Below are 15,369 nucleotides of genomic sequence, written 5' to 3' on the forward strand. Positions count from 1 at the left end.
CACAACTCCCACCAAAGGGCGCGCGCCGGACCGGGGGCCGGCGCCGCCAACCTCGGAGCTAAGCGCTTTATCCCGGCCAGGTCAGGACTAGAGACGAACTAGGCACACCGCCCACAAGAGCGCCGGCCCATCGGGCCGGTCCGGCGCGCGCCCGGCATCTTCGATGCTGTTCGGGCGCAAGGGGCGCGGGGATTTTACGGTGTGCGTAAAATGTCCGGTGTGGAGGGGGGGGCGGATGATCGGGGGATGGCGCGCGGTGGTATTTGGCGGGATTGGTTGATGAAGCGTTAAGACGATAGGCCAAGCTGCCCAACGCTCCCCCAGCCCCAAAAAACCCAAAAAATCTCCCCCCAATCCCCCCGCACCGCTTTCCCTCACCGGCCTCCCGGCCCAGATATCTCTCTCATGACCGACCTCCCCGCCCCGCTGCAAACCTGGTTCGACGCCCAGGGCTGGCAGATGCACCCGCACCAGCGCGCCATGCTCGACCGCGCCAGCGCACCCGCGCTCCTGCTGATCGCGCCAACCGGCGGGGGCAAGACGCTGGCGGGCTTCCTGCCGAGCCTCGCCGAGCTCGGAGAAACAGCAAGCCCGGGGCTGCACACGCTCTATGTCAGCCCGCTCAAGGCCCTGGCCTCGGACATCAAGCGCAACCTGCGCCGCCCGGTCGAGGAGGCCGGCCTGAAGATCCGCATCGAGGACCGCACCGGCGACACCTCGTCCCACACCAAGAAGCGCCAGCGCGCCGACCCGCCGCATATCCTGCTGACTACGCCCGAGAGCCTGGCGCTCCTGACCTCCTACGAGGACGCCGCGCGCACCTTCGCGGGGCTCCAGCGGGTGGTCATCGACGAGGTCCATGCGCTGGCGGAGTCGAAACGCGGCGACCAGCTCATGCTGGCGCTGGCGCGGCTGCAGCGGCTGGCGCCGGGGCTCCGGCGCGTCGGGCTCTCGGCCACGGTGGACGACCCCGAGGCCATCGCGAAACTGGTCGCGCGCCACCCCGACCCCTGCGAGATCCTCGAGGCCGACCCGGGCCCCGAGCCCGACATCTCCATGCTGCGCACCGAGGAGGCCCCGCCCTGGTCCGGCGGCGGCGCGAAATACGCCATCCCCGCGGTCCTCGAGGCGGTGCGCCGGCACCGCACCACGCTGATCTTCCACAACACCCGCGCGCAGGCCGAGATCTTCTTCCACCACCTGTGGCTCGCCAACGAAGAGAGCCTGCCGATCGGCATTCACCACGGCAGCCTCGACCGCGCCCAGCGCGAGAGGGTGGAGGCCGCCATGGTCGCGGGCCAGCTGCGCGCCATCGTCTGCACCGGCAGCCTCGATCTCGGTATCGACTGGGGCGACGTGGACCTGGTGATCCAGGTCGGCGCGCCGAAGAACGTCAAGCGGCTGGTGCAGCGCATCGGGCGGGCGAACCACCGCTACAACGCGCCCTCGAAGGCGCTCCTGGTGCCCGCCAACCGCTTCGAGGTGGTGGAATGCCTGGCCGCGCTCGAGGCGGTGCGGGCCCGCGACCTCGACGGCGAGCCGCGCGGGCCGGGGCCGCGCGATGTCCTCTGCCAGCACATCCTGATCGCCGCCGCCGCGGGGCCCTTCGACGCCGACATGCTCTATGCCGAGATGTCCGCGGCCGGGCCCTACGCGGGGCTGACCCGGGCCGAGTTCGACGCCTGCCTCGATTTCTGCGCCACCGGCGGCTACGCGCTCCGGGCCTACGACCAGTGGCGGCGCATCCGGCAGCGCGAGGACGGCCTCTGGGAGCTGCGCGACCCGCGCTCGGCGGCGCGCATCCGGCAGAACATCGGCACCATCCAGGACACCGACACGCTGAAGGTGCGGATGCGCGGGCGCGGCGGCAAACCCCTGGGCGAGATCGAGGAAGGCTTTGCCGCCTCGCTGACCCCGGGCGATACCTTCCTGATCGGCGGGCAGATCGTGCGCTACGAGGGCCTGCGCGAGATGGTCGTCGAGGTCAGCCGCGACGCCGTGCGCAAGCCCAAGATCGCCACCTTCATGGGCACCAAGTTCGCCACCTCGACGCAGCTCTCCGAGCGCATCCTGCGGATGTTCCGCGAGAAGGACTGGGCCGCCCTGCCCGATCACACCGCCGACTGGCTGCGCCTGCAGTCCGAGGTCTCGCGGCTGCCGGAACCCGGGCGGCTCCTGATCGAGAGCTTCCCGCACGACGGGCGCGAACAGCTGGTGGTCTACGGTTTCGCCGGGCGCAACGCCATGCAGACGCTGGGGCTTCTGCTGACCAAGCGCATGGAGGAAGAGGGCCTCGCTCCCATGGGCTTCGTCGCCACCGATTACGCCACGCTGATCTGGGGGCTCGACGCGGTGACCGACCCGCGGCCGCTGTTTGACATCGCGCGGCTCGAGGCGGGGCTCGAGACCTGGCTGACCGGCAACGCGGTGATGAAGCGCACCTTCCGCGCCTCGGCCAATATCGCGGGGCTGATCGAGCGGCAGGTCGGCGGGCAGCGCAAGTCCGGGCGGCAGGCGACCATGTCCTCGGACATCCTTTACGACACGCTGGTGAAATACGACCCCGGCCACCTGATGCTGCAGATCACCCGCGAAGAGGCCATGCGCGGGCTCGTCGATTTCGCTCGCATTCGCGAGATGTGTCACCGGGTCGGCGACCGGATCGACCTGCACCGGATGAGCCGGGTGACGCCGCTGGCGGCGCCGCTCTTCCTCGAGCCCGGCCGGGTGCCGATCCGCGGCAGCGCCGACGACCGGCTGATCGAGGAGGAGGTGACGCGACTTCTCGACCAGTCGGGGCTGGCCGAGGTCGACGCCCCGGCCAAGCCGGCCTGGCGGGTGCCCTGGTAGCCGGGCGGGGCGGGCGCTGAGGCAAGGACCGCCGCACAGCCCGGCGTGCGTCCAGCGCAGCCGTTGCACCGCACCGGCAGGGTCGAAGCACTGTCGCACTGCCGTGCCGCACGTCGCAGCCCCGCCGCGCCACCCGGCTCGCGCGCCCGCCCCCCCGCACCGCCGGACCGCGCATCGCAGCCCCTCCGCACCACTCGGCGCCTGGGCCCGCCCGGCCCACTGTGACGCCGCGCGCGGGGTTGCGCCTGCCGGGGTCACGGGCCTAAGAACAGGCCATGAACACCCATGGTTTCACCTTCCGCGGCGCGCGGCTCGCGGCGCTGCCCTCCGGGGCGCTTTTCTGGGCCGATGAGGCCCTGCTGGTCGTCTCCGACCTGCATCTCGGCAAATGCGCGCGGCTGGTGCCACAGGGCGGGGCCATGCTGCCGCCCTACGACGGGCTCGAGACGCTGGGCCGGCTCGACGCCGACCTCGCCGCGACCGGCGCCCGCGAGGTGATCTGCCTTGGCGACAGTTTCGACGACGCCGGCGCCAGCGCCGCCCTGCCCGAGGACCAGCAGCTCTGGATCGCGCGGCTGCAGGCCGGGCGGCGCTGGCTCTGGATCGAGGGCAACCACGACCCGGGCCCCGTCGCGGTGGGCGGCACCCATGCCGCGGAGGCCCGGCGCGGCCCGCTCACCTTCCGCCATATCGCCACGCCCGAGGGCGCGGGCGAGGTCTCGGGCCACTACCACCCCAAGGCGCGCATGGCGCTGCGCGGGCGGTCGATCACCCGGGCCTGTTTCCTGGTCGATGCGGCGCGGCTGATCCTGCCGGCCTACGGGGCCTATACCGGCGGGCTCTGGTCCTCGCATGCCGCGCTGACCGGGCTGATGGCGCGGGACGCCCAGGCGATCCTGACCGGGCCGCGCCCGCTGGCGATCCCGATGCCGCGCTAGGGGCTTGCGGGCGCGCGCGCCCCATGCCTTGATGCGCGCCATGCAGGACCGCATCCAATCCTCCTTCGACCGGCAAAGCCTGATGGCGACGCTCGGCGCGCGGCTCGCGCAGGTCACGCCCGGCGCGGTGGAGATCACCGTGCCGCTCGCGCCGCATGTGCTGCAGCAGCAGGGGCTGGCCCATGGCGGGCTGACCTTCTCGATCGGCGACAGCGCGGCGGGCTATTCGGCGCTGACCACCCTCTCCGAGGAGATGGAGGTGGTGACCTCGGAGATGAAGATCCATTACCTCGCCGCGCCGAAGGGCGTGGCACTCATCGCCCGCGGGCGGGTGGTGAAGCCCGGGCGGCGGCTGATCGTGGTGGCAGCTGATGTGCACGCGGTGGACGCCGAGGGCGCGGAGCGGCATGTGGCGCTTCTGACCGGAACGATGATCCCGGTGCCGGCGGGCTGAGGCGCGGGCCGGCCCCGAGGCGAGATTTCCATTTTCTGAGAATGGCGCTGCAAGCTGGGCCGAGCGCGCGCCCCGCGCCACGCGCCGCCGCCTCTAGCGGTTGAGCCCCATGGTCAGCGCCCGGAGCCGCGCGCTCAGCTCGCGGCCCTCGGGGGCCAGCTCGGCGATCTCCTCGGGCCCGAGTGGCGTGCCGACGATCGGCGCTTGGGGCCGCCCGCAGGCCGCCACCACCTCGTGGATCAGGAGCCCCTGGCGCAGCGTCGCGGAGAGCCGGTTAGCCACCTGGTAGGCGCGCGAGTTCTGCCCCGAGAAGCGGATCGGCACCACCGTCGCGCCCGAGCGCAGCACCATCTTGGCGGTGAAGGGGTTCCAGTCGCGCTCGATCACCGGGCCGAAGGCGCTGTCGGAGGAGGCCACAACGCCCGAGGGAAACAGCACGATCACCCCGCCCGCCGCCAGGTGATCCATCGCCTCGCGGCGCATCTTCAGGCTTTGCTGGCGCGCGTCGGGCTCATGCGGGAAGGGCACCGGGATCATGAAGCGCTGGACCTCGTCGACCCCGGTCAGCAGCGACCGGGTGAGGATCTTGTAGTCGTCGCGCACCCGGCCGATCAGCTCGGCCAGGACCATGCCGTCAACGAGCCCGTGAGGGTGGTTCGCGACCACGATCACCGGCCCCTTGGCGGGGATGCGGGCGATTTCCTCGGGCGGGGTCTCGAGCGCGATGCCCATGATGTCGAGCGCGCGCTGCCAGAAGGCCTGGCCCTCGACGAGGCCCATGCGCTCGAAGCGGCGGACCATGCGCAGGAGCGTCAGCTTGCCGGTCAGCCATTCCAGCGCGCGGATCGTGCCGCGTTTCCAGGGGCTCGCGAAGGTATTGGCGTAGCTCAGCTTGCGCTTGTCGTAGGGGGCCTGGACCGGCGTGACCTCGACCGGGGGCTCGGGCGGATCGCCGGTGCGCCCCGGCGCCTCGAAGAGGTCGGGGCGCATGTCAGTTGCCCTCGCCGAACCGGTCCGAGACCAGCGCCTCTATGGCGTCGGCCAGGGGCGCCGCGTCGGGCCCGGAGGTCTCGACGTTGATCGTGGCGCCCTTGGCGGCGGCCAACATCAAGAGCCCCATGATGCTGTCGCCCGCGGCCGACATGCCGTCGCGGCTGACCTCGGCGCGGGCGTCGAAGCCCTCGACCACCTCGACCAGCTTGGCCGAGGCCCGCGCATGCAGGCCCTTTTCGTTCACGATCTTCATCTCGCGGCGCACGCTGTCGGTCATCGGCCCTGCCCTGGCTTTTGTCTCAGGCCGTCTTGGCGGGCGCCACGCCCCCCGGCCCGATGTTCTGGCTGTCGATATACTTGCGCCCGGCCTCGAGCGCGATGCGCACCGCATCCGGCACCGCCAGATGGCGGGACTTCGCCAGCTTGATCAGCATCGGCAGATTGGCCCCGTAGAGGATCCGCCGGTTGTCGGGCTGGCAGGCCAGGAGCGACAGGTTCGAGGGCGAGCCGCCGAACATGTCGGTGACGATCACCACGCCCTGGCCCTGGTCGACCACATCGGCGGCGTCGCAAATCTCGGATTGCTTGGCGGAGCGGTCATGGTCGGCCTCGATCGCGATGGCCCGGATGCCCGGCTGTTCGCCCACGACATGCACGATCGCCGCGAGGTACTCCCGCGCCAATCCGCCATGCGCCACGATGACGATTCCGATCAAGGCTGGCTTCCATCCTTTCCGCCGTCGGCGAGCCTGTCGCGGCCCGGGGTGAGGATGCCCCGGCGCTCCAGCTCACGGTGACTAATTGACACCTGCCACCCGCTCTCTGCAAGAGCGCCGGCCAGGCTTTCTGTTACGGCAACCGAGCGGTGTTGCCCCCCGGTACACCCGATCCCCACGGTGACATGGGTCTTGCCCTCCTCGCGATGGGCCGGGAGCAGGAAGCGCAGAAGCCCCCCGATGCGTTCCAGGAAGGGCGCGAGGCGGGCGTCCTCGGCGATGTAGTCCTGCACCTGGGCCGAAAGCCCGGTGGCCGAGCGCAGCGCCGTGTCCCAGTGCGGATTGCGCAGGAAGCGGCAGTCGAAGATCATGTCGGCGCCCTGCGGCAGACCGCGCTTGTAGGAGAAGGAGACCAGCGACACGGTCAGCCGCGCCTCCTCGGGGGCGGTGAAGCGGCGGGCCACCTCGGCGCGCAGGTCGTGCGGGCTGGTGGCGCTGGTGTCGATCAGGCTGTCGGCGGCGGCGCGCACCGGGTCGAGCAGCGCGAGCTCCTCGTCGATGCCTTCTTCGGGCGAGGCGTCGGGCGAGAGCGGATGCCGCCGCCGGGTCTCGGAGAAGCGCCGGATCAGCACCTCGCGGCTGCAATCGACGAAGAGCAGTTCAAGCCGCACGTCTTCCCGCGCCCGCAGCGCCGCCACGAGGTCGAGCAGCGCCGGCACCGCGAAGTCGCGGTTCCGCACGTCCACGCCCAGCGCGATGCCGCCCGCCCCGATCGGCGCCTCGAGAAGCCGGGGGATCAGCGAGAGCGGGATGTTGTCGATCGCCTCGACGCCGAAATCCTCGAGCGCGTTGATGGCGGTGGTGCGCCCGGCGCCCGAAGGGCCGGTCAGGAGGATCACGCGCGGGGTCTGGCTGTCGTCGGTCATCGGGGATCAGTGCTTTCTGCCATGCAGCATATATTGCCGGATCGCCGCTGCGAAACCCGCGCGCGAGATGTTGTGAAGGCAGGGCAGCGTGACGCCCGCGATGTGGCGCTCGCGGAAGGGTGGCAGACGGTCGGTCTCGGGCGTGCCGAGGTCGACCACCAGGGCAAGGGCCGCGGGCGGCGCGGCGGGGGCGTTCAAGAGGCCGACGCCCCGCGCCTCGATCAGTCCCGCGATGGCCGCGGGCGCCTCGGCCCGGAGCGCGTGCCCCTCGCGGCGCAGGATCACCCGGTCGTCGGCGATGAGCCCGGCACCCAGCGCCAAGAGCTCCAGCGCCAGGGCCGATTTGCCGCTGCCCGAGGGGCCGAGGATCAGGCAGGCCCGCCCGTCGAAGGCGACGGCCGAGCCATGCACCACCTCGGGGGTGTCGCCTTGGTCCGGGGCGCCCGGGGTCGGGCTGGCGCACATGGCGACCTCCTCAGATCGGCAGGCCGACCACGAAGCGCGCCCCCAGGGGTTCGGAGCTGATGTCGGCCTCGGTCGGGCGGATGTTCTCGGCCCAGATCACGCCGCCATGGGCCTCGACGATCTGCTTGGAGATCGCGAGCCCGAGGCCCGAGTTGTTGCCGAAGTCGCCTTCGGGGCGCTGCGAGTAGAAGCGCTTGAAGATCTTCGAGAGCGCCTGGTCGGGGATGCCCGGCCCGGTGTCCTCGACCACCACCAGCACGCGGTTGTCACGCTTGCGCGCCCAGACCCGGATCGCGTCGCCATCCTCGCAGAAGGAGATCGCATTGGTGATCAGGTTCACGAAGACCTGCGCCAGCCGCGCCTCGAGCCCGTGGATGGCGATGGGCCGCGGCGGCAGGTCGGTGATGAACTCGATGCCCTTCCGGCGCGCGTCCTCGCCCAGGTATTGGGTCAGGTTGCCGACCATCTCCAGGAGGTCGAACTGCTGCTCTTCCTCTTTCACCAGCTCGCTGTCGAGCCGCGAGGCGTTGGAGATGTCCGAGACCAGCCGGTCGAGGCGGCGCACGTCGTGCTCGATCACGTCGAGCAGCTTGTCGCGGTGTTCGTCCTTCTTGACGATGCGGAGCGAGCCGATGGCCGAGCGCAGCGAGGCGAGCGGGTTCTTGATCTCGTGAGCGACGTCGGCGGCGAATTGTTCGTTGCTGTCGATCCGGTCGTAAAGCGCGCCGACCATGCCGCGCAGCGCGCCCGAAAGCCGCCCGATCTCGTCGGGGCGGGCGGTCAGGTCGGGAATGCGGATGCGCCCCGGCTGGGCGCTGCGGCGGTTGCGGTCGCGGCCGATCTCGGCGGCAGCGGCCAGGTCCGAGATCGGGTTGGCGATGGTCGAGGCCAGGACCAGGCTGAGGCCGATCGAGACCAGCGTGGCGATCACGAACATCTGCAGCACGCGGTCGCGTTCGAGCCGCACCGCGGTGTCGATCTCCTGCGCGGTGGAGACGAGGCCCAGCGTGCCGATCACCTGCCCGCCGCTCTGGATCGGGGTCAGCGCGGTAAAGAGCGTCTCGCCCTGGGCCGAGGTGGTCTGCACCACATGGGTGCCGTCCTGGCCGCGCGCCTCGATGAGCTGGCGGACGCGGTCCTCCTCGGTGATGGCGGGATCGCCCGAGAGGATGTTGAAGACCCCGGCCATGGCCTGCCAGACCCGGCCCAGGAAATCCGAGATCACCGTGGGCTTTTCCTGCGCGCTTTCGGCGGCCAGGGCGTTGCTGAGCGGCAGGCTGCCCTGCGCCTCGCCGATCAGGAAGCGTTCGGTGTCGAAGACGAAGAGCCGCGCGCCCTCGCGCAGGTCGAGCCCGGCGAGCGTGTCGGAGACGTCGATGCCCGGCGCCTCTGCGCCGTCGGTGCCGGTGGCGGCGAGCTGCACCTCGAAGACATCGGCGACCAGCTCGACCTCGGATTCCATCGCCGAGGCGCGCTGGATCGCCAGCGTGTCGCGCGAGGAATTGAGATAGAGGATGCCCGCGACGAGGATGTTCAACGCGATCAGGTTGAAGATGATGATCTTCCGCGTCAGCGGCGACCGGTTCAGCGCGAAAAGGCCGCGGCGCGCGCGGCTTTCCTGCAGCTCCTTCTCGACGTTGGCGTCGGGCGCAACCCAGTCGTCGCCCAGCACGACGTCATCGTCGTGCCGGCCCTGGTCGCGCGACTCCTCGTCCGCATTTATACGCTCGGCAAGCGCCATAAGGCGTCACTCTTCGTTGTAGCGGTATCCGATACCATAGAGCGTTTCGATCGCGGAGAAATCATCGTCGACCGAGCGCATCTTCTTTCTGAGCCGCTTGATGTGGCTGTCGATGGTGCGGTCGTCGACATAGACCTGGTCGTCATAGGCCACGTCCATGAGCTGGTCGCGCGACTTCACGAAGCCCGGACGCTGTGCCAGCGCCTGCAGCAGCAGGAACTCGGTCACGGTCAGCGAGACGTCGCGGTCCTTCCAGGTCACCGAGTGGCGCAGCGGGTCCATGGTCAGCGACCCGCGGGTCATCAGCTTGGTTTCCTCGGTCTCGCCGACGGTATTGGTGGCCAGCGCCTCCTGGCGGCGCAGGAGCGCGCGGATGCGCTCGACCAGCAGCCGCTGCGAGAAGGGCTTCTTCACGTAGTCGTCCGCGCCCATGCGCAGGCCGAGCACCTCGTCGATCTCGTCGTCCTTGGAGGTCAGGAAGATGACCGGCATCTTGGACTTCTGGCGCACCCGCTGCAGCAGGTCCATGCCGTCCATGCGGGGCATCTTGATGTCGAAGACGGCCATGTCGGGCATCTTCTTGTTGAATGCGTCGAGCGCCTGCTGCCCGTCGTTGTAGGTCTCGACCTCGAACCCCTCGGCCTCGAGCGTCATCGACACCGAGGTCAGGATGTTGCGGTCGTCGTCCACAAGAGCGATCTTGTTCATCGGAGACATCCTTGTACTGCTCACGTTTTTTCTGCGCATTATGCGCACCGCCGGTCGGCGGAACAATTCCAATCTGCGAATCACCCCGGGCACCGTCACAATTTCACCGCAATTTTCGTAACGCGCGGCTTAATGGCCACGGTTTGCCCGGATGGATGGATGGCCGCGCAAGATGATTGCGCTAAACCGCTTTTGGTTGCGCTAACGGACACTTTGGCACCTTTCCGGCCCGGAAAACCGCGTGTTATGCGATCTGTACCGGGCGCCCCGACGTCCGGCTGCGCGCCGCTGCCGGCGCGCCTCGCCATGCATCACGCAGCAGATGGCCGGAGGAGCCAAGCCATGACATCTGGACGGGTCAACCCGAACTTTCGCCTCGAGGACCAGGGGATCGAAGGTCTCGGCAACGTCTATTACAACCAGCTCGAGCCCGCCCTGATCGACGCCGCGCTGCGCCGTGGCGAGGGCACCCTGGGCCGCGGCGGCGCCTTCCTGGTCACCACCGGCAAGTTCACCGGCCGCTCGCCCAAGGACAAGCACGTGGTGCGCACCCCCTCGGTCGAGGACGCGATCTGGTGGGAGAACAACGCCGCCATGTCCCCCGAGGGCTTCGACGCGCTCTATGACGACATGATCGCCCACATGAAGGGCGGCGAATACTTCGTGCAGGACCTCTTCGGCGGCGCCGATCCGACGCATCAGCTCAACGTGCGGGTGGTCACCGAGCTGGCTTGGCACGGGCTGTTCATCCGCCACATGCTGCGCCGTCCCGACGCCGAGAGCCTCGACGATTTCACCGCCGATTTCACCATCATCAACAGCCCGAGCTTCAAGGCCGACCCGAAGAAACACGGCTGCCGCTCCGAGACGGTGATCGCGCTGAACTTCGACCGCAAGCTGATCCTGATCGCCAACACCGAATACGCCGGCGAGAACAAGAAGTCGGTCTTCACGCTGCTCAACCACCTCCTGCCCGAGAAGGGCGTCATGCCGATGCATTGCTCGGCCAACCACGCCAAGGGCAACCCGGTGGACACGGCGATCTTCTTCGGGCTTTCGGGCACCGGCAAGACCACGCTCTCGGCCGATCCCGACCGCATCCTGATAGGCGACGACGAGCACGGCTGGTCCGAGCGCGGCACCTTCAACTTCGAGGGCGGCTGCTACGCCAAGACGATCAACCTCTCGGCCGAGGCCGAGCCCGAGATCTACGCCACCACCACCAAGTTCGGCACCGTGATCGAGAACATGATCCACGATCCCGAGACGCTGGAGCTGGATTTCGACGACGACAGCCTGACCGCCAACATGCGCTGCGCCTACCCGCTGGAGTATATCTCCAACGCTTCGAGCTCGGCGCTTGGCGGACATCCGAAGAACATCATCATGCTGACCTGCGACGCCTTCGGGGTGCTGCCGCCGATCGCGCGGCTGACCCCGGCGCAGGCGATGTATCACTTCCTCTCGGGCTTCACCGCCAAGGTCGCCGGCACCGAGCGCGGCGTGACCGAGCCGCAGCCGACCTTCTCGACCTGCTTCGGCGCGCCCTTCATGCCGCGCCGCCCCGAGGTCTACGGCAACCTTCTGCGCGACAAGATCGCCAAGCACGGCGCCACCTGCTGGCTGGTCAACACCGGCTGGACCGGCGGCGCCTACGGCCAGGGCTCGCGGATGCCGATCAAAGCGACCCGCTCGCTGCTGTCGGCCGCACTCGAGGGGCGGCTCTCCTCGGCCGAATACCGTAAGGACCCGAACTTCGGCTTCGAGGTCCCGGTCAAGGTCGAGGGCGTGGCTGAGCTCTTGCTCGACCCGCGCCGCACCTGGGACGACAAGGCCGCCTATGACGCCCAGGCCGAGAAGCTGGTGCAGATGTTCGCCGACAACTTCGCGCAATACCTGCCCTATATCGACGACGACGTGAAAGCCGTGGCGATCGGCTGAGACCCACGTCTCTCGACGGATCCCAGACACCCCGGCGCGCCCCGCCGGGGTGTCGTGCTTTTGAGCCCTCGGGCGATTGACAGCCCCGCCGCGCGCCGCACCATTACCGGTATGCGCCCCGCCCTTCTCTGCCTTAGCCTCGCGACCCTGCCCGCGCCCCTCGCGGCCGAGGTCGCCTATGACCCCGCGCGCTTTGCCATCGAACAGGGCGTCTTCTGCGACGTGCCTTCGGTCGGAGAGGTGGCGGCGCCCGGCACCGCCGCGGGCAAGATCGAGCTTTTCGACGCCATGCCCGAGTTCCAGTGGCGGACCGACGTCGTGCCCGCCGTGCCGGACGTGAGCTTCGGGGTGAAAAGCAGCGCGATCGACGGCCAGCTTTACGACGGGGTGATCCTGTCGCTCGAACATCCGCCCTTCCGCGAGAGCGGCCACACCCGGCAGGCCTATGTGACCGAGCTTGGCGGCAGCGGCACTTCGATCAACGCCTATACCTTCGATCTGCCAGAAGAGCGGGTGCCCGGCCTCTGGATCATCCGCGCCGAACGGGAGGGAGAGCTGCTCTACGAGGCGCGCTTCCAGGTGGTCCCGGCGGAGCTGGCGCCCGAGATCGCGGCGGTCTGCGGCGGGCTGCCGCTGTCCTGAGCGCGCGAGAGGTTGCAGGGGCGGCCCCGACCGGCCCGCCTCAGGCGAAGAACGCCCGGCGCAACAGGTTCAGCCCCGCGATCAGCAGCACCCAGAGCGTCGCCCGGCGGAACAGCCGCTGGTCGAACCGGTCCTGCACCCGCCCGCCGAGCCACATGCCCGCGACCGCCGCCGGGATCATCGCCAGCGACAGCCAGACGGTCTGCGCGTTCAAGACGCCCGAGCCCATATGCGCCACGGTCAGCAGCACCGCGCCCAGCCCGTAGATCACGCCCTGCACGCGGATCTGCTCGGTCTTCTCGGTGTTGAGCGCCATGAGATAGGCCACCGTCGGCGGCCCCCAGACCCCCGAGAACCCGCCGATGAAGCCCGCGAAAGCGCCAATGCCCACCTCGAAGCGGCGCGAGGGCCCGGCGGGCAGCCGCCCGTCCCAGCCCGCGATCTGCGCCAGCGCGAAGGCCACGATGGGCACCCCGATCAGCGCCAGCATCAGCGCCACCGGCATCACCGTCACGAGCTGCGCCGAGGCCACCAGCATCACCCCGCCCACGATCAGGAAGATGCGGAACTTCCGGGTCGACTGCCAGGCCGCCGCGGGCCCCTGCCGCAGCGCCTGCATGCCGTTCGACACCAGCGTCGGCAGGATCAGCGCCGCCAGCGCCAGCTCGGGCGCCAGGACCGAGCCGAGGCCCGAGATCATGATCATCGGCATGGCGAATCCGACCACGCCTTTGACGAATCCGGCGAACAGGGTGACGGCCAGCGCGCCGGCCCAGGCCAGGGGTGACAAAAGGTCCACAAAGCTCTCCATGGGCCCTGTGTTACCAGAGAGGCGCGCGGCAGCCAGCGGAATCGGCTGCGCAACATTTGAACAACTTGCGGTATCCTCGTGTATCTTTGTTGCGCTGCACCTGCGAAGAGGTTATGCCGGGGGCCGAAGTCAGAAAGGGATGCGCAGCATGGCACATGACGGTCAGGATCCGACACTCTCCGCGGGCAGCACCCTGCCCGATCTTCTCGCGCTGACCGGCGCCGCCCTGGCGCCCGCCGAGGAGGTGCTGGGCCTGGCCACCGAGCGTCTGCGCGCCCTTGTGACCGAGGGCGAGCGCATCTCCGGCGCCCGGATCGAGGCACACCAGACCGCCGCCCACGGGCTCGCCTGGCTCGCCACCTACGTCGAGGCGCTGCGCCAGATGCAGGCCTGGGCCGAGAAGCTCGACGCCGAGGGCGCCTTCGGCGAGGTCGAGGCGCTGATCCACCAGATCGCCTTCGGCGAATACCTCTGGCAGATCTACGGCGGCATCCAGATGAACCAGGGCGAGGTCGTGCGCCTGCAGGACATCGGGCTCTCGCAGGAGGACATGCGCGTCCTCATGGCTGAGCCGGTCATGGCGCTGACCCAGGGCGGCAACACCCAAGGCGCGCGCGAGCGGCTGGTCCAGCTCATGCGCGAGCGCAACGCCGAGATCACCGTGGGCAAGACCGGGCTCGACGAGGAGCTCGAGATGATCCGCGAGCAGTTCCGCCGCTACACGCTCGACAAGATCGCGCCCCATGCCCACGACTGGCACCTTAAGGACGCGCTGATCCCGATGGAGGTGATCGAGGAGCTTTCCGAGATGGGCGTCTTCGGGCTCACCATCCCCGAGGAGTTCGGCGGGCTGGGCCTCTCCAAGGCCTCGATGTGCGTGGTCTCCGAAGAGCTGTCGCGCGGCTATATCGGCGTGGGCTCGCTGGGCACCCGGTCCGAGATCGCCGCCGAGCTGGTGATCGCCGGGGGCACGCCCGCGCAGAAGGAGAAATGGCTGCCGGGCCTCGCCTCGGGCGAGATCCTGCCCACCGCGGTCTTCACCGAGCCCAACACCGGCTCGGACCTCGGCAGCCTGCGCACCAAGGCGCAGAAGGACGACAACGGCGACTGGGTGCTGAACGGCAACAAGACCTGGATCACCCATGCCGCCCGCACCCATGTGATGACCGTGCTGGCGCGCTCGGTCCCGGGCACGGACGATTACCGCGGCCTGTCGATGTTCCTGGCCGAGAAGACGCCCGGCACGGACGAGGCGCCCTTCGTCGACCCCGGCATCTCGGGCGGCGAGATCGAGGTGCTCGGCTACCGCGGCATGAAGGAATACACCGTCAATTTCGACGACTTCCGCGTGGCCGGAGAGAACCTTCTCGGCGGCGAGGAGGGCCGCGGCTTCAAGCAGCTCATGGAGACCTTCGAGAGCGCCCGCATCCAGACCGCCGCCCGCGCCATCGGCGTGGCGCAATCGGCGCTCGACGAGGGCATGGGCTACGCCGAGGACCGCAAGCAGTTCGGCAAACCCCTGGTGGCCTTCCCCCGCGTCGCCTCGAAGCTCGCGATGATGGCGGTGGAGATCATGGTGGCGCGGCAGCTGACCTATTTCTCCGCGCGGGAAAAGGACGAGGGCCGGCGCTGCGACCTCGAGGCCGGCATGGCGAAGCTCCTGGGCGCGCGGGTCGCCTGGGCGGCGGCGGACAACGCCCTGCAGATCCACGGCGGCAACGGCTTCGCGCTGGAATACGCGATCAGCCGCATCCTCTGCGACGCGCGGATCCTGAACATCTTCGAAGGCGCGGCGGAGATCCAGGCGCAGGTCATCGCGCGGCGGTTGCTGGCGTAAGGGGGGAGCGTTGAGGTGGTCGGGGCGCTCGGCTGGGGGCATCGGCTGGCGCATCGGCTGAGGTTCGCAGCGCATCGCCTAAGGTTCGACTTCCTAGCTCAGGTCTCCCCGTTCCTGAACGAGCCGCCCGCTAGCGCGCCGCAACTGGCCCGGTATCAGTGCTTGCGAAATCGCAGACGCCCTGCCGCTGTGCCCCCCTCTCACCCCTCCCAACCCCAGGGCGCGCGCCGGACCGGGGGCCGGCGCTTCTGACCTCTGAGCTATGCGCTTTATCCCAACAAGGTCAGGGCTAGCTCCACGCTAAGCACGCCACTCCAAGGAGCGCCGGCCCAAGGGGCCGGTCCGGC

The 15,369-nt window shown here is 69.4% G+C and carries 14 protein-coding genes; 6 read left to right on the forward strand and 8 right to left on the reverse strand.

Annotation, left to right across the window (positions count from 1 at the left end; translation table 11 throughout):
* Positions 1–405 precede the first annotated feature (405 nt).
* From ACX938_RS16075 to ACX938_RS16085, 3 genes are all read left to right on the forward strand, one after another.
* Entirely contained in the window at positions 406–2,850 is a 2,445-nt protein-coding gene (locus tag ACX938_RS16075) for a ligase-associated DNA damage response DEXH box helicase (protein WP_459431808.1), read from the forward strand.
* Between the two features lie 275 nt (positions 2,851–3,125).
* Positions 3,126–3,788 carry a ligase-associated DNA damage response endonuclease PdeM gene (pdeM, locus tag ACX938_RS16080; RefSeq protein ID WP_459431809.1) on the forward strand — a complete coding sequence of 221 codons (663 nt, stop codon included), beginning with the start codon at positions 3,126–3,128 and terminating at the stop codon, positions 3,786–3,788.
* Positions 3,789–3,828: 40 nt separating this feature from the next.
* Positions 3,829–4,242 carry a PaaI family thioesterase gene (locus ACX938_RS16085; RefSeq protein ID WP_459431810.1) on the forward strand — a complete coding sequence of 138 codons (414 nt, stop codon included), beginning with the start codon at positions 3,829–3,831 and terminating at the stop codon, positions 4,240–4,242.
* Between the two features lie 93 nt (positions 4,243–4,335).
* Here ACX938_RS16085 and ACX938_RS16090 read toward each other — a convergent pair whose 3' ends face one another.
* From ACX938_RS16090 to ACX938_RS16120, 7 genes are read right to left on the reverse strand one after another with little or no spacing between them, the layout of a single operon-like run.
* Positions 4,336–5,232: a lysophospholipid acyltransferase family protein gene (locus ACX938_RS16090; protein ID WP_459431811.1), complete on the reverse strand. Its 897-nt coding sequence runs from the start codon at positions 5,230–5,232 to the stop codon at positions 4,336–4,338.
* A gap of 1 nt (position 5,233) precedes the next feature.
* Positions 5,234–5,512: an HPr family phosphocarrier protein gene (locus ACX938_RS16095; protein WP_232753921.1), complete on the reverse strand. Its 279-nt coding sequence runs from the start codon at positions 5,510–5,512 to the stop codon at positions 5,234–5,236.
* A gap of 22 nt (positions 5,513–5,534) precedes the next feature.
* A complete protein-coding gene (locus ACX938_RS16100; RefSeq protein ID WP_232753922.1) occupies positions 5,535–5,951 on the reverse strand; it encodes a PTS sugar transporter subunit IIA in 417 nt (138 codons plus the stop codon).
* Positions 5,948–6,877 carry an RNase adapter RapZ gene (gene rapZ, locus ACX938_RS16105; RefSeq protein WP_232753923.1) on the reverse strand — a complete coding sequence of 310 codons (930 nt, stop codon included), beginning with the start codon at positions 6,875–6,877 and terminating at the stop codon, positions 5,948–5,950. Before rapZ ends, ACX938_RS16100 begins: the two co-directional genes overlap by 4 nt.
* Positions 6,878–6,883: 6 nt before the next feature.
* Positions 6,884–7,342 carry an HPr kinase/phosphorylase gene (locus tag ACX938_RS16110; protein WP_459431812.1) on the reverse strand — a complete coding sequence of 153 codons (459 nt, stop codon included), beginning with the start codon at positions 7,340–7,342 and terminating at the stop codon, positions 6,884–6,886.
* Positions 7,343–7,352: 10 nt separating this feature from the next.
* Positions 7,353–9,083 carry a sensor N-terminal transmembrane domain-containing protein gene (locus ACX938_RS16115; RefSeq protein WP_459431813.1) on the reverse strand — a complete coding sequence of 577 codons (1,731 nt, stop codon included), beginning with the start codon at positions 9,081–9,083 and terminating at the stop codon, positions 7,353–7,355.
* Positions 9,084–9,089: 6 nt separating this feature from the next.
* On the reverse strand, positions 9,090–9,791 hold the full coding sequence (locus ACX938_RS16120; protein ID WP_232753926.1) for a response regulator transcription factor: 702 nt from the start codon (positions 9,789–9,791) through the stop codon (positions 9,090–9,092).
* Between the two features lie 342 nt (positions 9,792–10,133).
* Between ACX938_RS16120 and ACX938_RS16125 the strand changes: the two genes are divergently transcribed.
* Positions 10,134–11,732, forward strand: a complete 1,599-nt coding sequence (locus ACX938_RS16125) for a phosphoenolpyruvate carboxykinase (RefSeq protein WP_459431814.1) — start codon at positions 10,134–10,136, stop codon at positions 11,730–11,732.
* A gap of 111 nt (positions 11,733–11,843) precedes the next feature.
* Entirely contained in the window at positions 11,844–12,374 is a 531-nt protein-coding gene (locus ACX938_RS16130) for a DUF3859 domain-containing protein (protein ID WP_459431815.1), read from the forward strand.
* Between the two features lie 40 nt (positions 12,375–12,414).
* Here the strand turns inward: ACX938_RS16130 and ACX938_RS16135 are convergent, their stop codons facing one another.
* On the reverse strand, positions 12,415–13,185 hold the full coding sequence (locus ACX938_RS16135) for a sulfite exporter TauE/SafE family protein (protein WP_232753929.1): 771 nt from the start codon (positions 13,183–13,185) through the stop codon (positions 12,415–12,417).
* Positions 13,186–13,333: 148 nt separating this feature from the next.
* Here ACX938_RS16135 and ACX938_RS16140 point away from each other — a divergent pair, with 148 nt between their 5' ends.
* Positions 13,334–15,022, forward strand: coding sequence for an acyl-CoA dehydrogenase family protein (locus ACX938_RS16140; RefSeq protein ID WP_459431816.1), 1,689 nt, complete (start codon positions 13,334–13,336; stop codon positions 15,020–15,022).
* Positions 15,023–15,369 lie beyond the last annotated feature (347 nt).

The sequence above is a fragment of the Roseivivax sp. genome, assembly GCF_054552075.1.